The following is a 21,890-nucleotide window of genomic DNA, read 5'->3' as shown; positions in this document are numbered from 1 at the left end:
CTACACGTTTGCCCGGAGCGGCAAACTGACCACCGTTCACCACAACTTCCGTCACGCCCTCCGGACACGCCGTCTGCGGCCCCAGTTATGGGACTTGCCTCCTTTCCAGGTATTGCTCGACGAAGCGGAGGATTGCCTTGGACTGGTAATTCTTTGCTAGCTGGCAAAGGTGGTCGGCGAAAGGACGATAGCGCTCGTCAAGACCGATTACGTGTGTGGCATGTTCCACGATGGCACGCATGTCGCCCAGTCGCGCCAGTTGGTGCAGCGTTTCGATCTCGCCCGGCGGCGGCCCGATCAAGTTCGCCGTGGAAAGATCTGCGGCGTGTATGGCCGTTGAGTCCGCTACGGTGGCTTGAGCCTGCGGAACTTCGCTAGTCCACTCGATACTCAGAAGGGTCGCAATCTTTGACAACAGCGCACTGAACTCAACCGGTTTTGAAAGAAAGGCGTTTGCACCGGCCGCCAGACTTCTCGCCGCATCACTCCCCGAGGCGCCGGCGGAGAGCGCAACGATAGGAAGATCCCGGAACTCCGGTATTTCGCGCAGGCGCCGGGTGGCTTCGAGCCCGTCAATCCCGGGCATGACGATATCCATCAGGATTAGCGCCGGCCGCAATGCTTTGGCCTTCTCCAGAGCTTCCTGTCCGTTGCCGGCCTGCACCATGTCGAATCCGAGCTGGCCAAGCATATCGACCGCCACCGCGCGGTTTGCCGCAATGTCATCCACGACAAGGATGGTCTTGCGCGGCCCCTTATAGCCGCTTGCCGTCCACTCGGGCGGGACGACAACTGCCTGAGGCGCCACCACCGGAGCCAACAGTTCAAACGAGAAGACGCTCCCCGCGCCGCGACGGCTCTCCACGTGGATCTCGCCACCCATCAGGCGCACGAGCTGGCGACAGATGGCCAGGCCCAGCCCCGTGCCTCCAACCCGGTGCTGGGCATCGCTCACCTGCTCGAAAGGCCGGAAGATCGTCTCCAGACGCGCTTCGTCTATGCCGATGCCGGTGTCCTGCACTTCAAACCGCAGCCGCATGGGCGGCAGGCAACCGACGCGCAGGCGCACGCTCCCCTCTTCGGTAAATTTGATGGCGTTGGAGAGCAGGTTGAGCAGCACCTGGCGCAGCCGTTTTTCGTCGAGCCGCACGCCCGCCGGCAGATCCGGCGCCATCTCGCAAGTAAAGGCCAAGCCCTTCTCCGTTGCCTTCACCCGAATCGTCTCGGCGATGAAGTAGATGAACCGCTCGAGCAGAATGTCGGAGAGGTTGAGCTCCATCTTGCCGGCCTCGATTTTGGCCATATCCAGGATGTCGTTGATGATCGCAAGCAGGTGTTCGCCGCTGCGCTGGATCACCGTGATCGCGTCGATCTGGCGTTGATCGAGGCTCTTATCGCGCTTAAGAATCTGCGCGTAGCCCAGAATCCCGTTCAAGGGTGTGCGCACCTCGTGGCTCATGTGCGCAAGAAAGTCGCTCTTGGTCCGGTTGGCCGCATCGGCCTGTTCCTTGGCGACGGCCAGTTCAACGGTTCGCTCGCGGATCATATCTTCGAGATGCTCGCGGTAGCGCCGCAGTTCCTGGTCGGCACGCTTCTGCTCCGTGATATCGCGCGAGATACCGAGCAGGAACTGCGGCTCTCCGTGCACGTCGAGGATCGGAATCTTCATCGTGTGCACCGTACGTGGCCCGTAACGGGTGTGAACGGGCTCCTCCGGCACGTCGACCAGGCGTCGAGACTCGAGCACGTCACGATCCTTGAGCGCAAAGAAATCCGCCTCCTGCGCCGGAAACAGGTCGTAGACAGACTTGCCGATGAGTTCCTCACGCCGGGCACCGAGCAATTGCTCTCCCGCCTTGTTAAAACGCACGAAGCGCAGCGTCGCCGCATCCTTGACGAAGATCACGTCGGGGATGTTCTCGATGATGCTGTCCAGAAAGTGCTCGCTTGCTCGTGCAGCCTCTTCGGCACGCTGCCGTTCGACGATTTCGGCCTTCTGGCCCGCGAGCGCGGTCCTCAGTTCGGCGGTGCGCTGCGTGACGCGCACCTCGAGTTCGGCGTTGAGTTTCTTCAGCGCATCCTCGGCCTGCCTGCGCTGCCGCCGATCTTCGAGGAACCGCTCGACGGCGCGCGCCATATCGGCAATCTCATCGCTGCCGTGAACTGGGATGCCAGCTTGGACGCCGTCGACATCACCGTGCCGCAGAAAGTGACTGACCCGGCGCAGGCGCGCCACGACGTGGCGACCGAGGAATGCCCGGGCGATCAGCCAGGCCAGCAGCAGGCTCACCGCCACCTCGCCGCCCACCCACCTGCGCGTGCGCTCCAGATTGTCGGCCAGATACTGGACCGCCTTCCGGTAATCGCGCGTGAAATAATCCGCCTGGTCGCGCGCCGCGGCGGCGAGGGCGTCGGCCTGGCGGCGCAGATCGTCGTCCAGACCGGCCAGCGACGCGCCCGGCCGCGCTGCGGACGCCGACGCCGCTCCCGCACCCAGCGCGGTCTCCCGCACTTGCGCCTCGACGTTGACCGTGTTGCGAAAGCGCTGGCTCGATCGATGCAGCGCCAGCGCGTCGAGACCGACGTCATCGCTCGTGGTCGCGGAGGCGAGCCGGTCCACCAGACGGTCGAACGCTCCCAACTGTTCGATGACATGCCGATGCGTCTCTCGCACAGCGTCAGCCGTTTCGTCACTGGACAACTGCAATGCCAGGCGCTCAATCAGCAGAGTACGCTGCGCCAGGTCCTGCGCATCCTCCTGGCGCGCCAACCGCTCGTCGGCCAACTGGCGGAGCGCGTGGGCCGAACCGGCCAGCGAGTAAATGGTCGTCGCACCGACCGCGACCACTAAAGTCGCCAGGCACGAAACCACCAGCGTGAGTTGGGCTGTGAGCGAAAGGGGGCGTGGAAGTTTCACGGGCGTTGCCAGATGCGGCGATAGATGTCCCGGTAGCCGTTGTCCGGGTCGTAGAGCAGACGATCGCCGCCGTCAGCGGCGATGTTCTCCGCCGTCACGAGATGCACCGGGACCACGTAGCCCGTGACCCGCGCCCCGGCTAACAGCCGGTTCATCTCGTCGACCAACTGCCAGCCGTGCAGATTCAGGGGCTCGGCCACGGTGCCCGTCTGGAAGGTGCCCGTGCGGATGCGCAGAAATGCGGACTCGCTGCCGTCCCCAGCCGACAGCATGGCGACGGCGGCGTTCGGCATACCGGCCTGGGTCAGCACCGGGGCCGCGTAGTCGAAGTAGATGTCGTTGATGGCCAGCGCATACGTCCAGCGCTTGCCATACCGCGCGAGCAAGTCGCGTGTCGTGCCCGGCATCAGTTCCTTGCTGCGCGAGATCGCCGCGTCGCGCACTTCGAGCAGCGTGCAGTCGTGGCATGTGCGCACGACGGCAGCCATTTCATCCGACTTGCCTTGCGCAATCCGGAAATTGGAGTCGGTGAAGATGACGACTCCCGCATGCCCGCCTGACTGCACGATGGCCGCTAGCGCGGTCACGCGCGCGGCCTCGCGTGGGTCCGTCGCCACGTTCATCGCCACGGGCGTGCCAGGCACCGGTCCGGCCTGGACCGCGACGTGCCAGCCGACGATCGGAATGCTCCGCTCGGCAAACGGCCGCAGTCCTGGCAGCAGCGCGCGTGCGTCCCCTCCGACAATGATCAGACCGTCAGGACGACTTGCTAGTGCTTTCGCAAGCGTCTTCATGCGCAGGTCCGGTGTGCCGCCCGCGTCGAAAATCTTGACGCTCCAGCCGATGACCTTGGCCGCCTCCAGCACACCGTCGGTCACGCCGACGATGCCGCCGTTGCGCAAATCCTCGGCGACGATGGCGACACGTTTTCGAAGCTCGGCGCGGGGCCCGGTGCGCGGCCCGTTCCATGGCGCCGCGGGTTGCGCTGCGGCATTGACGACGCGAGTCGCTTCGGCCAAATAGTCCTTCGCGGCGACCGTAGTCATGGGCACGGGGGCAGCCGGCAGACCCTGCGCCGCGGCAACTGACAGCACACACACGCATTCCCACGCCAGAAGCAAGCCCCTCATGCCGTTCCCCCAAGGTCTCATCGGGGTTGATTGACCGCCATTGGCGATGCACCCAAATCCTGCGCACAGGGTGGCCCTGCGGACAAGATAGTACCTCCGATGGCCGCATTGCATCGGTCATGCGCTACCGCCTGGCGAAAGTGGAGCGACGACCGTTCGTCAGATCGATAACGCTACGGGCGAGGGCGGGGGATTTGGTGACGCATCAATCGTCGACGCTTTCCATCGTACGCGCATCTTAACCTACGCGCGGCTCATGCTCATCAGCGTCCTGATGCCTTGACGTTTCTGGTGGAGAAAAGAGCTGTACCTGCGAGCGAGCCTTTGCGCGGCGGAAATCGACACTTTTGCGCGAATCGCGCGTCACATCTGGTCCAGAATTCACGACTCGCGCTAATATTGTGCACATATTGTGCACCGAGATTGAAATGAACCCAGAATTCCCCGTCGTCAGCCCGAAAGCAGGCGCCAGTTTCGAACAGTTTATGGCATCGCTGCGCGACCCGGACAGTCCTGCGCCGGTCGTCTCGGCCCGTCGCTTCGGCGAGGCGCTGCATATCGACCTGCAGACGCTGGCCCAGCAGGCGCACGTGCATCGCAATACGCTCAGTCGTCAACCCGCGTCTGAAAGCGTCCAGCGGTTTCTGCGCGAAGCTCTCCGTGTTATCCGCGCGGCGACGGACATTTGCGGGGACGTGACTCAGGCCCTCTTCTGGTACAGGAACGAACCTTTACCTGTCTTCGACTACAGGACGGCGGAGCAACTGGTTTCCGATGGCCGGACTGACGACCTTCTTCGCTACGTTTCGTCTCTCGAAGCAGGCGCGGCAGGATGATCCTCACCGCCATTTCCGGCATCACGGCCTACCGCATGCACGCGCCAAAGTGGGCAGTCGCACCTACGAGCGGCGCCGGCGCGGGCAAGCATGGAGGACGGGCAAATCGCGTCGGACTCGCCGCCCTCTACCTTGCGCTGGATCTCGATACTGCCGTACGGGAAAATCAGCAGGTCTCGCCATTGATGCCACCCGGCACGCTCGTCAGTTACCAGCTGAGCATCGACCCTGTTGTCGATTTCACCGGTGGCTATCAAGGCGACAAATGGGCTGTACTCTGGGAAGACTTCTATTGCGACTGGCGAGGTTGCTGGTTCAATCAGCGCATCGAGCCACCGAGCTGGGTACTCGGTGACGAAGTCGTGGCTGCGGGCGCGAAAGAGATTCTGCTCAGCTCACATCTGTCGCCGCACGGAGCGAACCTGGTGCTCTACGTGGACGAGCTTGGGTCGACAGACCGGCTCGAGGTGTACGACCCGCAGCACGCGCTTCCCCGAAATCAAACGTCGTGGATGTAGAAGGCCGAACCGCAGGCGGACCACTCCCCTGATGGCAAATCAGACCGACCGCGCCGATGGCGTTCCTTCGAAGGCTTGCCGGTCAACTGGGAGGGATGACTGCCCCGATTTATGCCCGACGCCCAGCCCCTGCAACTTCGAATCGACGTTCACCGCGCTTCGACCTGCCAGCGGTGAATCCCCCGCGGGGGGCGAGCGCGTGACTTGATCGCGGATCAACGTCTCTCAGCGGTCCCGTTGCGGACAGCCGTTTCTTCCCAAAACAGTCATTTCCAGCTGCGCGATCGCCGCTACCCATGCAGCGCCACCGACGCAACGAGTTGGCGTCAGATCTTGGATATCATCTCGGGGTGTGTCGATCGGCCACCGCAACGGCACGAGCCGCAAGACGATCATCACGCCCAATGGCGAACTGAATCCGGACACTCCGCGTGACCGTCACGCGACATTCGAGCCATTATGGTGACCCGTACCGCAGTGCACGGCTGACGACGGAAGAAGGCGGCTGGACGAAGGCGAACAACTTCAAGCAGATGATTTACTATGCGGGCAGCGCGACCGGTACGCGTTATAACAATGGCGTGGCGTCGAAGAAACTGTTCAGCAACGGTATTTTTGCCAGCGCAATCGTGGCCATCAAAAAAACAGCGCCGTCTGGCAAGGCCTCACCACTCCGACGCCGGGCGCCGGGAATGACGTCTATCGACTGAGCTACCGGCTACCGTCAAACCACTTTCGCCGAACGTTCCACCGCGCCACCGCGACGATACAGGACAAGCGTCGCAACCAGCCCGCACAACGCGGCGAAGCTCATCCAGTATCCCGGTGCAGCCTTGTCATGCGTGACCTCAATCAGAAATGTCGACACTGCAGGTGTAAATCCGCCGAAGAGCGCTGTCGCAAGACTGTATGCCAGCGAAAACCCTGCCACGCGGACACTGACCGGCATCACTTCAGTCAGCGCGACGACCATTGCCCCATTGTAGATGCCGAAGAAGAATGAGAGCCACTGCAGGACGAGCAGCATCCGGAGGAAGCTCGGCGCTGCCGCCAGCCATGAAAGCGCCGGATAGGTGGTGAAAATGGCAAGTACCGTGATTCCGATCAGAAGCGGCCGGCGTCCAATACGATCCGACAGCGCACCGCCAATCGGCAGCCAGATAAAATTGGAAACGCCAACGCACAGCGTAGCGACGAGACTGTCGGCGGTGCTAAGTTTCAGGACGGCCCGGCCGAACGTCGGCGTGTAGACGGTAATCAGATAGAACGTGGTGGTCGTCATCGCAACCAGCAGCATGCCGGCGAACACGATTTGCCAGTTCGCCATCATCGTCGCGAGGATTTCCTTTGTCTTCGGATGGTGCTGCCTCGCCTTGAACTCCTCGGTTTCCTGTAGCGAACGGCGCAACACGAACAGGAACGGTACGATCGCACAGCCGATAAAGAACGGGATGCGCCAGCCCCACAGACCGATACTCGCCGCGGACATCCAGCTGTTGAGTGCATAGCCGAGCCCCGCTGCAACCACAATCGCGACCTGCTGGCTTGCCGACTGCCAGCTCGTATAAAAGCCCTTGTGGCCCGGCGTCGCCATTTCAGCCAGATAGACCGACACGCCGCCCAGTTCGGCGCCAGCCGAGAAGCCCTGTAGCAGCCGGCCGATCAGCACCAGCGCCGGCGCCAACATGCCGATCGTTGCGTAGCCGGGGACAGCGGCGATGAGTATCGTGCCACTCGCCATGAGCGATAGCGTCACGATCAGGCCCTTGCGACGGCCGACTTCATCGATGTAGGCGCCAAGCACGATGGCGCCTAACGGCCGCATCAGGAAGCCCGCGCCAAACACGGCGAACGTCAACATCAGCGAGGCGAACTCGCTGCTTGTCGGAAAAAACACCTTCGAAATGTAGGTGGCGTAAAAGCCAAACAGAAAGAAGTCGAACTGTTCGAGGAAGTTACCGCTGGTGACGCGCAAAACGGCGCCGACCTTTGAGCGGGGCGGGCTGGGTGCGTCGGCCGCCATGCCGGTTGAAGGGTTCATGATTACTGTCTCCTTGCGTTTGTCTGTCTTGTGAGCCGGCAGGTCCGGAGCATTTGCCTTGCTGACCCGACGGCACCGCACTTTGCAAACGAACCGCCAACAGCGTCAATCCGGTCCCACCGTGCACCGCTCTTCTGTCGTTTTTCGATCGCCGAATTCAGTAACGCTGCGCCGCGGTAGATGCCGTTGCGCCTGTGGAGCGCCCCATGAACGGTGACCATGCGTTGTCAGCATACTTCCCAACACTAACTTTCGCCATTGCCGCCGCAATCTTCCGCGCAAACTCGTGCGGAAGCGCGTACTGGCGACCCCAGCCGGGGCCGTTTGACGACTGTACGCATGGGGGTAGACACACTATCCGCGCTGCGCGCGCAGTGCTATGTCCTGAATGCTGCGCGCACGATGCTCTTAAGTGCGGACTTCAGTCGTCACGGCACGCATGACGCGTCTTTGACAATTCAGAAAGTTGATAGCGAGCTGCATAAGCAGAATGATCCGTCGGTCGCCAACTTCGTCCGCGACGAGTGCCTCCGTACAGCGGCAGTGATGTTCGCCTCCTTCTGTCTCGCGGTCGCGTAGATCGGCGAGCGCATCCTGACCGAGGGCAATCGCATGACGTTGTTGCCGGTCGCCCGATGGTGGCCCGGACCGGCGGGGCGACTACTCACGACCGTGCTGATATCCTGTCGCGCAATGTCTAACCAGCGCTTCTACACTGCGAGGTCATCATGCAAGTCACGGGCATGCTGCACGGAGCCAAGATGCTCCAGTTTGTCGACTTCCTGACCACTGAGGTGCTCGGGCCCGACGCGAGCGAAGAAGAGATCCGCGCACTGATCGACAGGTACGGCCTGGTGTTCATCGAGCCGGTCTTCAAAGGGGCGTCGGCAAGAAGGGAAGTCCGGGCTGATCGGCAAGGCTGCTGACCTCAGGACTGCATTTAAGGAAAAGGAACGACTGTACTTTGTCGAGACACCGCGTCGGCAATACGGTGGCCAAGGCCAACGGTGTCACCTTCGAGGCCGGCGTACCCGCCGTGCACGAGGTCTGTTTCTCGATCACAGACTCGACGAATTTCCGTGCGCCGACGATGACGCTGAGTCACCACGGCGGCATCGACATCGAAGAGCTCGACAGGACCCAGGTGGCCTAGGTGCCCTTCGGTCCGCTCACCGGCCTGAAAGCCTTCATGGTGGCCAATGCGCTGTCCGCGCTCGGGGCGCCGCGGCAGATCATCTCGCCGCTGGTGGAGCATCTGCCCAAGTTCTGGGAGTTGTACCACGGCTACGGCATGACGATGCTCGGATTGAATCCGATCCGCATGCGCGAGGACACGAAATGAACGCGTCCCACCCCCGAATCTGAGAGCAAAGGAAGGTGGATCCTCACCCGCCAACGGCATCGATGTGCGCACGTGGAAAATACGGACGGCCAGCCACGCCGGCCGCTGACAAAAGCGCTGTTATTACCGATGGATCGTGCATCCGCCAGCGAACAGTCCCTGAGGCTGCATCTGGCGCTGGTCGCATGTCGTGAATGCCAGATGAACAGTCACCTGATCAACGAACTGATGCGCGCCGTCTATCTTGCTTATTTTTTGCAACGTGCGGGATACGCAAGGCATCCAGCCGAACATTTCAAGGTCGCCGAGTGCGCTGTGGAGATGGCACTGGCGCACGAGCATGAGACGGGCGAATGGCGCCTCACGCCGGACGTCATCGGTCACTTTGAAGAACTGATAGCTCTGTATGACGAAAACTTGCCCGCGCACCACTGCATGCGGTACGTCACGCCGAAGAGCAGCTCAGGGATTTTCTAGCGGGAATGGAAAGCTCGCCGATCGTCGTGGAGGAGTAACTCTCGCGCCGCTGCACTGGCTTGTGGGCGTATGAGGTCACCCTGCGACATCCTTGGCTGTGAGCTAACAGCGCGAAGCCACACTCACCACGTTCAGATACCGCAAGGCGGAGCGCTAACGTCGTTGAACACTCGAGCATCGGCGGTACATCTATTAGGATTGCATAATAAACAATTGATCATTTCTTTTATGTCAAATGCCCTCTACTGACCGACGGGTTTCAGCCCCTTTCCAAGCAGCCGGTCTTCGACCGGCCTTCGTCGCAAGCGACGGGGAATGCGACCCAAAGAGATTCATCTGGTTTTTGCCAAGACTCCTGGTGAAAACCCTTCTATACATACTAGATATACCTAGTATAGTTAACTTACTGAGAGCGGCGAAGGACCGGATTCTCCCAGCTTTTGAGCGGCACACTTGCATGCCTGTCGTGGACGATCCAGTGTCCGCGGCCGAGCTTGCGATTGCCGAGCACGAAAAAAAACCGCCCCATCTGCTGTACGGCAAGCGCTTTTACGTCATCTTGCGGCTGGGGGATGCACTGGGCCTGCGTGGCAATCCTTTGCAGGAGATTGCCTGCGGGAGCGCTAAGCGACTGAAGGCGAGGAGCAGAAGATGAGCAGCAACGGTACGTCTCTTCGAAGCCTGATTGACAAGTGGCTCGCCCCTGCGCCTGGTTCGACGATATCTTTGAGTCGGCCAAGGCATGCCAAAACCAGATCCATCCGATGTGTACGGGTGGAATCTCTCGGCGCGTCAGGAGCTCAGGCGATATTCTTTTTTCGGCATGACGACGGATCGTGGTGCGTGTTTCCTCCCGCATTGGAGCGGCCGAGCTTTAGAGCGATTGCGATGACCGAATGAAGCACACCGGCGCACTCGCCAGCATGGGAAAGGAAGACGGCGATGGACATGGAAACGATGGCGCGTGAATCTGGCATGCTGATCGTGCTCGACGGCCGGATCGGCCGCGAAGAATACAAGAGCGTCTACGGATCGCTGGAGGCCCTACGGCGCTTTGCTGACAGTGTTCGCGAGTCCGTCACCAGCGAGGATTCTTTTCGCGAGCGAAGATAGCGCATCTATACCGCCCATGCGCCATTTGCTCAAGGCTGGCTTGGACTGTGCGCTCTGGCCCTCTATGTGGACCTACCGCAGCAGAATTCTGGCTACACTCGTGACGACCTTTTCGCCCAATCTTTTATGAGTGCCGATTCAAAGGCGCTACCCGACGACGAGGCGTAGCTGCGCGCCCTCATCATCCAACTCAAGGCTTACGATCGACTTCTGTTCGTCGTCGACCAACTTTCCGCTATCGACGCCATTCCAGTGGCCATCGGCCGCGATGAAGGTTGACTTGTCGCCGATCCACGACACTGGCCGTGCGCCGCATCGCTGATCGGCACGCTCACCATTTACGTTGCGGCGGCAGGTCCGTGCAGATACCTTTGTATAGTTCGGCCGCCATGCCGACGGATTCGCCAAGCGTCGGGTGCGGATGGATCGTCTTGCCGATATCGGTCGCATCCGCGCCCATTTCTACCGCGAGGCACACTTCGCTGATGAGATCGCCCGCATTCAGGCCGACGATGCCGCCACCGATCACGCGATGCGTCTCTTCGTCGAAGATCAACTTCGTGAAGCCCTCGTCGCGACCATTGGCGATCGCGCGGCCCGAAGCGGCCCACGGGAACACTGCCTTGCCGTACTTGATGTTTTCGGCCTTGCACTGGTCTTCGGTCTTGCCGGCCCACGCCACTTCCGGATCGGTGTACGCCACCGACGGGATCTGCAGTGCGTCGAAGTACGCCTTCTCGCCGTGCGCGGCTTCCGCTGCGACGTGGCCTTCATGCACGGCCTTGTGCGCGAGCATCGGCTGACCGACGACGTCACCGATCGCGAAGATGTGCGGGACGTTCGTGCGCATCTGCTTGTCGACGTCGATGAAACCGCGATCCTTGACGGCAACGCCGGCCTTGTCGGCACCGATCTTCTTGCCGTTCGGGCTGCGGCCCACCGCGACCAGCACGAGGTCGTAGCGCTGCGCTTCCGCCGGCGCCTTCTCGCCCTCGAACTTCACGTAGATGCCGTCTTCCTTCGCTTCCGCGCCCACGGTCTTGGTCTTCAGCATCACGTTGCCGAAGCGCTTCGCGTTGTACTTCTCCCAGACCTTGACGAGGTCGCGGTCCGCGCTGTTCATCAGGTTGTCGAGCATTTCGACAACGTCGATCTCGGCGCCGAGCGTCGCGTAGACGGTGGCCACTTCGAGACCGATAATGCCGCCGCCGATTACCAGCATGCGTTGCGGAATCTGACGCAGTTCGAGCGCGCCGGTCGAATCGACCACACGCGGATCTTCCGGAACGAACGGCAGCTTCACCGCTTCCGAGCCCGCGGCGATGATCGCCTGCTTGAAGCGGACGACCTTCTTGCCGCCCTGCACTTCCATGTGGTGCGGATCGACGAATGCGCCGACGCCCGTCACGACTTCGACCTTGCGTGCCTTTGCCATGCCGGCGAGGCCCGTCGTCAGCTTCTTGACGACGCCGGACTTGAAGTCGCGCAGCTTGTCGAGGCTGATTTCGGGCTTGCCGAACGTGATGCCGTGCGATGCGAGCGCTTCGGCCTCTTCGACGACGAGCGCGGTGTGCAGCAGCGCCTTCGACGGAATGCAGCCCACATTCAGGCACACGCCGCCGAGCGTCGAGAAGCGTTCGACGAGCACCGTCTTCATGCCGAGATCGGCTGCACGGAACGCGGCCGAATAGCCGCCGGGGCCGGCGCCGAGCACAAGCATGTCGCACTCGATGTCGGCGGCGCCCGCGTAGCTGCCGGCTTGCGGCGCGGGCGCAGCGGGCTTCGCCGGTTCGGCAGCCTTTGCAGGTTCAGCGGCCGCGGCCGCCGCTTCGACGAGCGCGATCACGGTGCCTTGCGAGACCTTGTCGCCCGCCTTGATCTTGATTTCCTTGACCGTGCCGGCAAGATCGCTCGGCACCTCCATGGAGGCTTTGTCCGATTCGAGCGTAATGAGCGTCTGCTCCTCTTCGATCACGTCGCCAAGCTTCACATTGACTTCGATGACATCGACACCGCTGAAATCGCCGATATCCGGAACCTTGACTTCGATGAGACTCATCATTGTCCCTTATGGTCGGGAGGGTTATTGCTTGCCGAAAGTGCCGAAAGAACGTATCAGCGCAGTGCTAAATGCCTGAGATAGGTCACGTGTCCGACATAAGGGCGTATGTGAGATGCGATCCTATGCATTCCAATCGTCGGCCACCGACCGGCGTCACTCAGAGCGTGATACGACGAAAATCACCCAGGATTGCTTTCAAGTAGGCATTGAACCGCCCTGCTTCTGCACCATCGATAACTCGATGGTCCCAGGACAAGGAAAGCGGAAGGATGAGACGTGGCACGAACTGCTTGCCGTCCCACACCGGCTTCATCTGCCCGCGCGACAACCCGAGGATCGCCACTTCCGGCGCGTTGACGATCGGCGTGAAGTTCGTGCCGCCGATGCCGCCGAGCGACGAGATCGAAAAGCAGCCGCCCTGCATCTGGTCCGGCTTGAGCTTGCCTTCGCGGGCGAGCTTCGAGAGCTCGGCCATTTCCTTCGCGATGTCGACGAGTCCCTTCCTGTCCGCATCGCGGATCACCGGGACGACGAGACCGTTCGGCGTGTCGGCGGCAAAACCGATGTGGTAGTACTGCTTGAAGACTAGGTTATCGCCGTCGAGGCTCGCATTGAAGGTCGGGAACTTCTTCAACGCGGCGACGCTCGCCTTGATCACGAACGCGAGCATCGTGAACTTCACGCCCGCCTTTTCGTGTTCCTTGTTAAGTTGGACACGTAGCGCTTCGAGATCGGTGATGTCGGCTTCGTCATTGTTCGTGACGTGCGGGATCATCACCCAGTTGCGATGCAGGTTCGCGCCCGAGATCTTCTTGATGCGCGACAGCGGCTTCGCCTCGAACGGGCCGAACTTCGAGAAGTCGACCTTCGGCCACGGCAGCAGGTTCAGCTCGCCGCCGCCTGCCGCAGCCGGCGCCGCAGCACTAGCCGGCGTCGCGCACTGAACGGTCAAGACGCCCTTGATGAACGCGGTCACGTCGGCTTGGGTGATACGGCCTTTCGGCCCCGTTCCCTGCACTTGCGTCACGTCGACGCCGAGTTCGCGCGCGAACTTGCGCACGGACGGCGAAGCGTGGCTGATGCGGCGCGTGCCGCCCTCGCCCGCCGGAATCTGCAGCGCCTGCGCGAGCGCCGACGGCGAGGCCGGTGGTGGCGAGGGAACAGCGGGCGCATCCGAGAGCTTCTCGGTTTCGTGTTTCGTTGCGGGAGCCGGCGCCGGCGCAGCCGCGCCGCCTTCAGCTTCCACCACGACGATCACCGAGCCTTCCGACACGGTATCGCCGACCTTGACCTTCACTTCCTTGACGACACCGGCGGCCGGGCTCGGCACGTCCATGGTCGCCTTGTCGGATTCGAGCGTCAAGAGCGACTGCTCTTTCTCGACACGATCGCCTACCTTTACCGCGACTTCGATCACGGGAATGTCTTTGTAGTCGCCGATATCCGGCACCTTGACTTCCTGCAGGCCGCCGCCGCTTGCGGCCGGGGCAGCCACGGGCGCGCCAGCCGGTGTGCGCGCGAGGGGCCGGGCCGGGGCCGCCGCCGGAGCAGCAGCAGACGCCGAAGCCGGCGCAGCAGCGCCGCCTTCAGCGCCGTCCAGCACGACGATCAGCGAGCCTTCCGACACGCTGTCGCCGACCTTGACCTTCACTTCCTTGACCACGCCAGCGGCCGAGCTCGGCACGTCCATGGTCGCCTTGTCGGATTCCAGCGTGACAAGCGATTGCTCTTTCTCGACGCTATCACCCGCCTTCACCAGCACCTCGATTACAGGAACGTCGTTGTAATCGCCGATATCCGGCACCTTAATTTCTGTAACATGCACCTCAGTATTCTCCCAATGGCGGCTCAACGCGAGACCAACAATCTATTCGCACGACGTCTCATGAATGCATCAGTGTCCGAGCAAACAGCAAGGCACCACCGCTTCGCGCAGTCCTGGCCAGACTGACCTAGCGGTCGAGGTCGCCCGAATTCATCAGCATGTCGGTCAAGCCCGCGCCTGCTCGAACCATCGGCCAAACGTTCTCCGATGCATCAGTGGCAAAATCCATGAACACGGTACGGTGTTTCATGGCAAGTGCTTCGCGCAATACGGGCTCGACATCGCACGGGCGCTCGATGCGAAAACCGACGTGCCCATATGCGCCGGCAAGCGCCACGAAGTCAGGCAATGCGTCCATGTACGAATGCGAGTACCGGTCGCCGTAACTCACATGCTGCAGTTGCCGCACCATGCCCAGATAGCCATTGTTGAGCGAAACGATTTTGACCCCGAGGTCGTACTGCTTGCAGGTCGATAACTCCTGGATGCACATCTGGATTGACCCGTCGCCTGTCACTGCAACCACATCTGCATCCGGAAACGCACGTTTCACTCCCATGGCGTAAGGCAGTCCCACGCCCATCGTTCCCAGGCCGCCCGAGTTGATCCATCGACGAGGCTTGTTGAACCCGTAGAGCTGCGCGGCCCACATCTGATGCTGCCCGACGTCGGAGCAAATATAGGCATCCCCTCCAGTCGCTTCCCAGAGCCGTTGGATGACAAACTGCGGCTTGATTACGTCGGCGTCCGGTTCGTAGGCCAGGCAACGCTTCTCCCGCCAGGTCCCTATCTGATGCCACCAGTCACTGCGATTTTCAGCATTGGTACACTGCTCTTCGAGCAAGGTCAGAATCGCGTGCGCCACAGTCTTGACATCCCCTACGATCGGAATATCAACCTGCACCCGCTTGTCGATGGTCGTGGGGTCGATATCAACATGAATAATTGTCCTTCGGTCCGATCGGAAGTCTCTGGTATTCCCGATGACCCGGTCATCGAATCTCGCACCGAGCGCAATCAGCACATCACAATGCTGCATCGCCATGTTGGCTTCGTACGTACCATGCAGTCCCGGCATCCCTAAGCATCTGCTGTCTGAGCCGGGAAACGCGCCGAGCGCCATTAACGTGTTTGTCACCGGTGAACCGAGTCGATGCGCGAGTTCCGCGATTTCGTCGCTTGCACCGGAGGCGACCGCGCCGCCGCCCACGAAAATACACGGCCTGCGTGCGCGCGCGAGCGCCTGGGCCGCGCGACGCACCTGCCCGATATGAGGGTCCATACGCGGGCGATAGGATCGCAAGGAAACCGTTTCAGGGATGCACAATGGCGTCTTCGCCTGAAGTACGTCCTTGGGAATATCGACTAGTACAGGCCCGGGACGCCCGGTGCGGGCGATGTGAAACGCGCTCTTTAATGTCCTCGCAAGTTGTGAGACGTCCAGCACTAGAAAGTTGTGCTTCACGATCGACCGTGTGATCCCGACAGCATCACACTCCTGAAACGCATCGGTTCCTATAGAGTGTGTGGGAACATTGCCGGAGATCACCACCATCGGAATCGAATCAAAATAGGCGGTAGCAATGCCCGTCACTGCGTTTGTCACTCCTGGCCCCGACGTCACCAGCGCAACGCCCACCTTTCCCGTTGCACGCGAAAAGCCATCTGCTGCGTGCACGGCGGCCTGTTCATGGCGAACCAGTAAATGCGTGATATCGACAGTTTCCTGGAGCGCATCGTAAAGCGGCAGGACGGCACCGCCCGGATATCCCCAAACCGTATCAACGCCCTCCTCACTCAATACGGATATGACAATCTGTGCTCCCGATGCATGGACGTCTTTGCCCGACACGCCCGAAGGATCTGCCTTCGCGACCTGTTGCATCTCCGAACCCGCAATCTTCATTTTTAGCTCCACGTAGTGCGGATCACCGTTGCCACGGCGCGGCTCTGTGCTCGTCTCGCTTGCCATAGCGATCAACGGCCTGTCTAACGATATCGGCCGAGATTGCACCGTCGTCCGCAAGTGCTTTCAACGCAGCAATCGCGATCGAATTCCGATCGACTTCGAAGAAGGCTCGCAACGCCGCACGGGTGTCACTGCGCCCAAAGCCATCCGTACCGAGCGTCACGTAGCGGCGAGGCACGTACGCGCGGATGAGTTCTGGCACGGCGCGTACATAGTCTGTCGCCGCGATCACGGGTCCGTGGGAGGTAGACAGCGCAGACGTCACATACGGAGCAGTGCTCTGATCCTCCACGAACAAACGCTCGATGCGCTCGGCTGCGGCGCCGTCTCGATGCAACTCGGTAAAGCTTGTCACGCTCCACACCGATGCTTCAATATTCCAGTCTTCCTTCAGGATGCGCGCCGCCGCCTGCACTTCACCCAGAATCGCGCCCGAGCCGAGCAACTGGACCTCGGCCCGTTCGAGCGATGCCGCGTCAAGCGGATACATCCCCTTGAGCACCCCCTCGCGGACGCTTTCGATGGGTGCACCCGGGAGCGAAGCCTGCGCATAGTTTTCGTTCGTCACGGTCAGGTAATAGAATACGTCGCGCTGACGTTCGATCATTTCGCGCATGCCTTCGTCCACGATCATGGCCACCTCGTAGGCGTATGCAGGATCGTATGCGCGGCAGTTCGGTACCGTTGAAGCCACCAGATGGCTCGTGCCATCCTGATGCTGCAATCCCTCGCCACCGAGCGTCGTCTTGCCCGCGGTGGCGCCAACCAGAAAGCCACGTGCACGCTGGTCTGCGGCCGCCCAGATCAGATCGCCGATGCGCTGAAAGCCGAACATCGAGTAATAGATGTAGAAAGGCAGCATCGGAAGATCGTGCACGCTGTATGAAGTTGCCGCCGCGACCCACGACGACACAGCGCCAGCCTCCGAGATGCCCTCTTCCAGAATCTGTCCGCCAGTATCTTCCCGGTAGTAAAGCATCGAGCCCATGTCTTCCGGCTCATACAGTTGCCCGAGCGGCGAATAGATCCCGACCTGGCGAAACAGATTCGCCATACCGAACGTGCGTGCCTCGTCGGCGACGACGGGAACAATGCGCGGCCCAAGCGACACATCTTTCAGGAGGCTACCGAGCATCCGCACGATCGCCATCGTGGTAGACATCTCTTTACCGTTGGCATCCAGCGCGAATTGCCCCCAGGCCGACATTGCCGGCACGGTCAGCGTCTGCGACGCCGCTGTTCGTCTCCGGGGCAGATACCCGCCGAGTGCAGCTCGTCGGGCATGCAGATACCGCATTTCCGGACTGCTATCCGCCGGCTTATAGAACCGCATCTGCTCGACATCCTCGTCTGAAAGAGGCAAACGGAACCGGTCGCGAAACTCCTTCAGTTGTTCGACGTCGAGCTTCTTCTGCTGGTGCGTCGTCATACGCCCCTGGCCGATCGAGCCCATGCCGAAGCCCTTCATTGTCTTCGCGAGAATGACCGTGGGCTGACCACTATGCTTCAGTGCCTTGTCGTACGCCGCATACAGCTTGCGCACGTCATGGCCGCCCCGCCGCAAGCGGTCGATATCGTCGTTGCTCAGATGGGCGGCAAGCGCTGCCAGATCCTCGTTCTGTCCGAAGAAGCGCTCGCGGTTGTAGAGGCCATCGTTGGCTGAGAAGGTCTGAAACTGTCCATCGACGGTATGCGCAAATGCGCGTAACAAGGCGCCGGTGCGATCGCGTGCGAAAAGGCCATCCCAGTCGGAGCCCCACACGACCTTGATGACGTTCCATCCCGCGCCCGTAAATTGCGCTTCGAGCTCGTCGATGATGCGACCGTTACTTCGCACGGGCCCGTCCAGCCGCTGCAGATTGCAATTGATCACGAAGACCAGGTTGTCGAGCCCCTCGCGTGCCGCGAGCGACAATGCGCCGATCGATTCTGGCTCGTCCATCTCGCCGTCGCCAAAAAAGCCCCAGACCTTACGGCCTTCCGTCTTCAGCAGGCTACGATTCTGCAAGTAACGCATGAAGCGCGCCTGATAGATCGCGTTGATTGGCCCGATGCCCATCGAGCCCGTCGGAAACTGCCAGAAGTCAGGCATCAGCCAGGGATGCGGATAAGAACATAAACCTGGGCCCGAGATCTCGCGACGGTAGTGCTCAAGATGTTCCTCGCTCAGGAAGCCCTCAAGAAAAGCGCGCGCATACACGCCCGGCGACGAATGCGGCTGGAAGTAGACGAGGTCGCCGCCCTGCGCATCATTCGCACCGTGAAAGAAATGATTGAAACCGACTTCGAAAAGATCGGCTGCCGATGCATAGCTCGCGATGTGTCCACCGAGTTCGCCGTACGCGCGGTTCGCCCGCACAACCATCGCGAGCGCATTCCAGCGTAACGCGGCGGCAAGTCGCTCCTCGGTATCGATATCGCCTGGAAACGGCGGCTGCTGGTCGACCGGAATTGTGTTCGTATAGGGCGTGACATTCGCACGCGCCGTTGCAATGCCGCTCGACAATGCATGCGCGGCAAGGCGGTCGAAAAGATACTGGGCGCGCTCGAGCCCGACATGCCCCACCACGCCATCCAGTGCGGCGATCCACTCGGCAGTCTCCTGCGGATCGTGGTCGATGCGGGTTTGAGTGAGGGCGAGAACGGGCTGAACACCGTTCGATAAATCGGTCATGGCGACTCCAGGGTAAATAGTGAGGTTCGATACTCGTGCGGTTTGAATCGGGCAGTTCGAACGTGTCAGAAGAGCTTAGCTATCTCCTCACAAAATGTGCGTCTCTTTTGCTGGTAGTTTTCAGTTCAGATAGGGTATAAATTCTGGAAACAAGGCCTCGCATCAGATTCCCATACTATGACATCCGAAACAAAGCACCCGAACCGTCGCTTGGACCGCACCGACATCGCAATCCTCCGCCAGTTGCAGGACAACGCGCGCATCACGAACGCTGAGCTCGCACGCGCGGTTAACCTGTCACCCACTCCTTGCTTCAATCGCGTACGCGCACTTGAAAAGCTCGGCTTGTTCCGGCAACACGTCACCCTCCTCGACGCCGGTGCGCTCGGATTGCGTATCAATGTGTTCATTCAGGTCAGCCTGGAACAACAGGTGGAAGAAGTGCTTTACGTCTTTGAGAAGGAGATCGCAGATCGGCCCGAGGTTATGGAGTGCTATCTAATGACAGGGGATGCAGACTATCTGCTGCGGGTTGTGGTGCCCGACATGCAGAGCCTTGAGAACTTTATTGTGCAATGGTTGACGAAGATACCCGGTGTATCAAACATCCGCTCCAGCTTTGCGCTCAAACAAGTGCGTTATAAGACCGCGTTGCCGCTTCCGACTGCAGGCCTAGTGCTCCCGAGCGGCGATGCGGTCCGTCAGGAATGGACCTAAAGAGGCTGCAACGAATGTCTATTCGTCGATGTCTATCCTTGCGTGCTGGGAGTGTGTTACGGCAATGCGGCCGCCGGATCAAGTGAGCCCCACGGCAATCGAAAGGCATAGCTCGTGCAATCGCAAACTGACATCGGACTTCTCCCGCGTTTTCGCTCACAGGGTACGCGCGGGGCCCGCAGTCTCGGGAAAAGACGTGACACTGCGGGCCATCAGTCTCGTGCCGCGAAAGCAAAGTGTCCTTCTTGAATCTCAAAGAAATCACGACTTGGGTAGCGCCCGCAAGCTCGGCTGGTCTAGCGAGACTCACACGTCGACTGCGATCGCAAGATCCGAGTCGAATGGCGCGGATTTTCGGTTCTTGCGCTGGATATTCGCAAACAACACTGAAGCAACTAGCCAGACATCTGTCACAGTTCAGAGCTGCGTCTTTCGATCAGCGCCTAATCTCCTATCCCCAGGTGAAAGAGTTGGCCCCAGCCGGTGACAGCATCATCGCATTCCGCAAGTCTCAGGGCATGCCAGCACAACGCCTGATTCGAGGAAATGATTCGCTTTCCCGTTTCTCGTTCGAGTGCGTCGATGACTTGCGCAGCCCGCATCTGGGTACACGCAACGACAATAGTGTCCGCTTCTGCAGTATGGACCGCCTTTCGAATACCGTCAGCAACGCTTTCTGGCGAAATGAAAGGTGCTTCATCACCGATAAAACCGGTAGGATTGGAAAATGTACAAACTGAGGTCACGTCCATTCCGATGTCTTCCAATGCGTGCACCATATCTGACGCAACGTCTTGGGGATATGGAGAGACGTATCCAATCTTCTTGGATTTTAGTGCCTTCAGTGCAGCCTTAATTCCACGGAAAGGGTCTGTTACGAGTGCGCTTGGGTGAACCTCTCGCACCAGACGTTCGAGTTCTGACTGCCCGATCACCATTGCGGCCGATGTGCAGCCCAAAGCAATGACGTCAGACGGGCGCATGGAGTTTATCAGCTTGATCGCGGTGCCGATTTTATCCGCCTGCTGCCTCAGCGTGTCCTTTGAGACGGCTTGACCGCTGCCCCGGGCGGTCGGAATGCGGCTTTCATACAAGGCGACACCGGGAAGGGACAGCATTGCTCTCGCTTCGTGCGAGAGTGTCTGGTCATTAGAAATCACCACCATCCCTATGTGCGCGCGACTGCCGATTCCGGTGGTGAGCTCATAGGGTACGGATACCCACTGCCGCGCCTGAGATTCAGATTGATTCGTCATTCAATACCTCGCGTGCTTAGCGGCTGAGGCAGGGTTATGCCTCAGCTCACTCACTCGTTCGTCACTCTGTAGCTTCGCAAAGATGCGTAGCCTTGACATTAATTGACGGAATGTCATCCTTGCTGAATCCGTACTTTTCCATAATCTTCGCGATAGTTCCGTCAGCTTTCCGCTTCGCGAGACTTTCGTTGAAAAGCTTCACAAAGTCCACGTCAGTTGGCCTGAACGCGATCGCTCCATAGTTCATTTTTTCCTGGCCATTCGGTCCGACGTACCCAGTGAAAGGCATTGCGCGTTCGACGCCAGCGGTATTCTGATCGCGAAGCAGGCCGATCGCGGTCGCCTGCCCCATCATTAGCGCATCAGAGCGCCCCACAAGAAGTGCAGCTAAACCCGATTCGATATCCGGGTAGAGCTGGATACGATCGCGCTTAATGCCTGCAGCAACGGCGTTCTCAGTGGTAGAAGCCCCCCTGATGTCAGTAATACGGATGGCCGGGTTCTTCGCTATGTCGGCGTAGCTGTGGATCTTGAGCGGATTTCCCTTCTTCACTAGCAACGCGTCGCCATTCGCCTGAAAAGGGTCGGAGAAGGCGACCTGCTTGCAGCGTGCAGGCGTGATAGCCATACCGGAGGCGACCGCATCGATCCGCTTGGACAGCAGACTCGGGATGAGCGCGCCAAAATCCATCACGATGAAGTCCACTTTTTTGACGCCCATGCCGTCTGTCACAGCCTTAAATACATCAGGATAAAGTCCAGTGACCTCCCCCGAGTCCGTCTTGTATCCCCACGGCCAACGGTTGTGAACCCCGATCGTTACGGTTCCATCGTTCTTTACCTGGTCACCAAGCGTCTGAGCTCGGGCGGAGCTAACGGACGCGCTCAACGCAAGAGTAAACAGTGTAACAAGGAAAGCACAGCGCCATTTTGAATCACTTTTCATCTCATGCCTCTCAATGATTTGGCTCCATGGGCGCGGCCAGTACGCTATCCCATGGAATTCATATTTT

The 21,890-nt window shown here is 60.3% G+C and carries 16 protein-coding genes and 3 pseudogenes; 10 read left to right on the top strand and 9 right to left on the bottom strand.

Features of this window, described 5'->3' with window-relative positions; genetic code table 11:
* Window positions 1–85 precede the first annotated feature (85 nt).
* Both B0G82_RS37975 and B0G82_RS37970 read right to left on the bottom strand, forming a co-directional pair.
* The gene (locus tag B0G82_RS37975) at window positions 86–2,917 is read right to left on the bottom strand and encodes an ATP-binding protein (RefSeq protein WP_121311358.1); all 2,832 of its coding nucleotides are present in this window, start codon (window positions 2,915–2,917) and stop codon (window positions 86–88) included.
* A complete protein-coding gene (locus tag B0G82_RS37970) occupies window positions 2,914–4,047 on the bottom strand; it encodes a substrate-binding domain-containing protein (RefSeq protein ID WP_116120217.1) in 1,134 nt (377 codons plus the stop codon). The genes B0G82_RS37975 and B0G82_RS37970 overlap by 4 nt, the downstream gene beginning before the upstream one ends.
* 428 nt (window positions 4,048–4,475) lie before the next feature.
* Between B0G82_RS37970 and B0G82_RS37965 the strand changes: the two genes are divergently transcribed.
* From B0G82_RS37965 to B0G82_RS37955, 3 genes and pseudogenes are all read left to right on the top strand, one after another.
* Window positions 4,476–4,883: a DUF2384 domain-containing protein gene (locus B0G82_RS37965; protein WP_121311357.1), complete on the top strand. Its 408-nt coding sequence runs from the start codon at window positions 4,476–4,478 to the stop codon at window positions 4,881–4,883.
* Window positions 4,880–5,401, top strand: a complete 522-nt coding sequence (locus B0G82_RS37960; protein WP_121311356.1) for an RES domain-containing protein — start codon at window positions 4,880–4,882, stop codon at window positions 5,399–5,401. Before B0G82_RS37965 ends, B0G82_RS37960 begins: the two co-directional genes overlap by 4 nt.
* Window positions 5,402–5,859: 458 nt before the next feature.
* Window positions 5,860–6,027: pseudogene (locus B0G82_RS37955) on the top strand (porin); the annotation flags it as partial.
* Window positions 6,028–6,125: 98 nt separating this feature from the next.
* Here B0G82_RS37955 and B0G82_RS37950 read toward each other — a convergent pair.
* On the bottom strand, window positions 6,126–7,424 hold the full coding sequence (locus B0G82_RS37950; protein ID WP_121311355.1) for an MFS transporter: 1,299 nt from the start codon (window positions 7,422–7,424) through the stop codon (window positions 6,126–6,128).
* 357 nt (window positions 7,425–7,781) lie between these two features.
* On the opposite strand from B0G82_RS37950, the gene B0G82_RS40330 reads away from it, so the two are divergent.
* The 6 genes and pseudogenes from B0G82_RS40330 to B0G82_RS40910 form a co-directional block, all read left to right on the top strand.
* Window positions 7,782–8,021, top strand: coding sequence for a hypothetical protein (locus B0G82_RS40330; protein ID WP_121311354.1), 240 nt, complete (start codon window positions 7,782–7,784; stop codon window positions 8,019–8,021).
* Between the two features lie 149 nt (window positions 8,022–8,170).
* Window positions 8,171–8,775, top strand: a pseudogene (locus B0G82_RS37940) (ATP-grasp domain-containing protein); the annotation flags it as partial.
* Window positions 8,776–8,856: 81 nt separating this feature from the next.
* Window positions 8,857–9,261, top strand: coding sequence for a hypothetical protein (locus tag B0G82_RS37935; RefSeq protein WP_241975121.1), 405 nt, complete (start codon window positions 8,857–8,859; stop codon window positions 9,259–9,261).
* 457 nt (window positions 9,262–9,718) lie between these two features.
* Window positions 9,719–9,916, top strand: a complete 198-nt coding sequence (locus B0G82_RS37930) for a hypothetical protein (RefSeq protein ID WP_121311353.1) — start codon at window positions 9,719–9,721, stop codon at window positions 9,914–9,916.
* Between the two features lie 287 nt (window positions 9,917–10,203).
* Window positions 10,204–10,374 (top strand): hypothetical protein, encoded by a 171-nt coding sequence (locus B0G82_RS40255; RefSeq protein WP_166799490.1) that lies wholly within the window; start codon window positions 10,204–10,206, stop codon window positions 10,372–10,374.
* A gap of 138 nt (window positions 10,375–10,512) precedes the next feature.
* Window positions 10,513–10,650: pseudogene (locus B0G82_RS40910) on the top strand (IS110 family transposase); the annotation flags it as partial.
* 55 nt (window positions 10,651–10,705) lie between these two features.
* Here the strand turns inward: B0G82_RS40910 and lpdA are convergent.
* The 4 genes from lpdA to mdeB all read right to left on the bottom strand — a co-directional run bounded on the left by lpdA (window position 10,706) and on the right by mdeB (window position 18,904).
* Window positions 10,706–12,433 carry a dihydrolipoyl dehydrogenase gene (gene lpdA, locus B0G82_RS37920; RefSeq protein ID WP_121311550.1) on the bottom strand — a complete coding sequence of 576 codons (1,728 nt, stop codon included), beginning with the start codon at window positions 12,431–12,433 and terminating at the stop codon, window positions 10,706–10,708.
* A gap of 160 nt (window positions 12,434–12,593) precedes the next feature.
* Window positions 12,594–14,261: a dihydrolipoyllysine-residue acetyltransferase gene (gene aceF / locus B0G82_RS37915; protein ID WP_121311351.1), complete on the bottom strand. Its 1,668-nt coding sequence runs from the start codon at window positions 14,259–14,261 to the stop codon at window positions 12,594–12,596.
* Window positions 14,262–14,388: 127 nt separating this feature from the next.
* On the bottom strand, window positions 14,389–16,146 hold the full coding sequence (gene ilvB / locus B0G82_RS37910; RefSeq protein ID WP_241975162.1) for a biosynthetic-type acetolactate synthase large subunit: 1,758 nt from the start codon (window positions 16,144–16,146) through the stop codon (window positions 14,389–14,391).
* Window positions 16,147–16,189: 43 nt separating this feature from the next.
* Window positions 16,190–18,904, bottom strand: a complete 2,715-nt coding sequence (gene mdeB, locus B0G82_RS37905) for an alpha-ketoglutarate dehydrogenase (protein ID WP_121311349.1) — start codon at window positions 18,902–18,904, stop codon at window positions 16,190–16,192.
* A gap of 177 nt (window positions 18,905–19,081) precedes the next feature.
* Between mdeB and B0G82_RS37900 the strand changes: the two genes are divergently transcribed.
* On the top strand, window positions 19,082–19,621 hold the full coding sequence (locus B0G82_RS37900; RefSeq protein WP_121311348.1) for an Lrp/AsnC family transcriptional regulator: 540 nt from the start codon (window positions 19,082–19,084) through the stop codon (window positions 19,619–19,621).
* A gap of 443 nt (window positions 19,622–20,064) precedes the next feature.
* Here the strand turns inward: B0G82_RS37900 and B0G82_RS37895 are convergent, their stop codons facing one another.
* Complete coding sequence (locus B0G82_RS37895) at window positions 20,065–20,877, bottom strand: Asp/Glu/hydantoin racemase (RefSeq protein WP_121311347.1); 813 nt, start codon at window positions 20,875–20,877, stop codon at window positions 20,065–20,067.
* Between the two features lie 61 nt (window positions 20,878–20,938).
* On the bottom strand, window positions 20,939–21,823 hold the full coding sequence (gene ehuB, locus B0G82_RS37890) for an ectoine/hydroxyectoine ABC transporter substrate-binding protein EhuB (RefSeq protein ID WP_121311346.1): 885 nt from the start codon (window positions 21,821–21,823) through the stop codon (window positions 20,939–20,941).
* Window positions 21,824–21,890: the final 67 nt, after the last annotated feature.

The organism is Paraburkholderia sp. BL17N1 (assembly GCF_003634175.1).
GTDB lineage: Bacteria > Pseudomonadota > Gammaproteobacteria > Burkholderiales > Burkholderiaceae > Paraburkholderia.
This window is presented reverse-complemented; position numbering and strand designations above follow the sequence as displayed.

Bases quoted from the DNA above. Each gene is read 5' to 3' on its own strand.
- ilvB (WP_241975162.1), bottom strand. From the start codon at position 16,146: ATGCAACAGGTCGCGAAGGCAGATCCTTCGGGCGTGTCGGGCAAAGAC.
- lpdA (WP_121311550.1), bottom strand. From the start codon at position 12,433: ATGAGTCTCATCGAAGTCAAGGTTCCGGATATCGGCGATTTCAGCGGT.
- ehuB (WP_121311346.1), bottom strand. From the start codon at position 21,823: ATGAAAAGTGATTCAAAATGGCGCTGTGCTTTCCTTGTTACACTGTTT.
- mdeB (WP_121311349.1), bottom strand. From the start codon at position 18,904: ATGACCGATTTATCGAACGGTGTTCAGCCCGTTCTCGCCCTCACTCAA.
- B0G82_RS40255 (WP_166799490.1), top strand. From the start codon at position 10,204: ATGGACATGGAAACGATGGCGCGTGAATCTGGCATGCTGATCGTGCTC.
- B0G82_RS37960 (WP_121311356.1), top strand. From the start codon at position 4,880: ATGATCCTCACCGCCATTTCCGGCATCACGGCCTACCGCATGCACGCG.
- B0G82_RS37965 (WP_121311357.1), top strand. From the start codon at position 4,476: ATGAACCCAGAATTCCCCGTCGTCAGCCCGAAAGCAGGCGCCAGTTTC.
- B0G82_RS37900 (WP_121311348.1), top strand. From the start codon at position 19,082: ATGACATCCGAAACAAAGCACCCGAACCGTCGCTTGGACCGCACCGAC.
- B0G82_RS37930 (WP_121311353.1), top strand. From the start codon at position 9,719: ATGCCTGTCGTGGACGATCCAGTGTCCGCGGCCGAGCTTGCGATTGCC.
- B0G82_RS40330 (WP_121311354.1), top strand. From the start codon at position 7,782: ATGGGGGTAGACACACTATCCGCGCTGCGCGCGCAGTGCTATGTCCTG.
- B0G82_RS37895 (WP_121311347.1), bottom strand. From the start codon at position 20,877: ATGACGAATCAATCTGAATCTCAGGCGCGGCAGTGGGTATCCGTACCC.
- B0G82_RS37950 (WP_121311355.1), bottom strand. From the start codon at position 7,424: ATGGCGGCCGACGCACCCAGCCCGCCCCGCTCAAAGGTCGGCGCCGTT.
- B0G82_RS37970 (WP_116120217.1), bottom strand. From the start codon at position 4,047: ATGAGGGGCTTGCTTCTGGCGTGGGAATGCGTGTGTGTGCTGTCAGTT.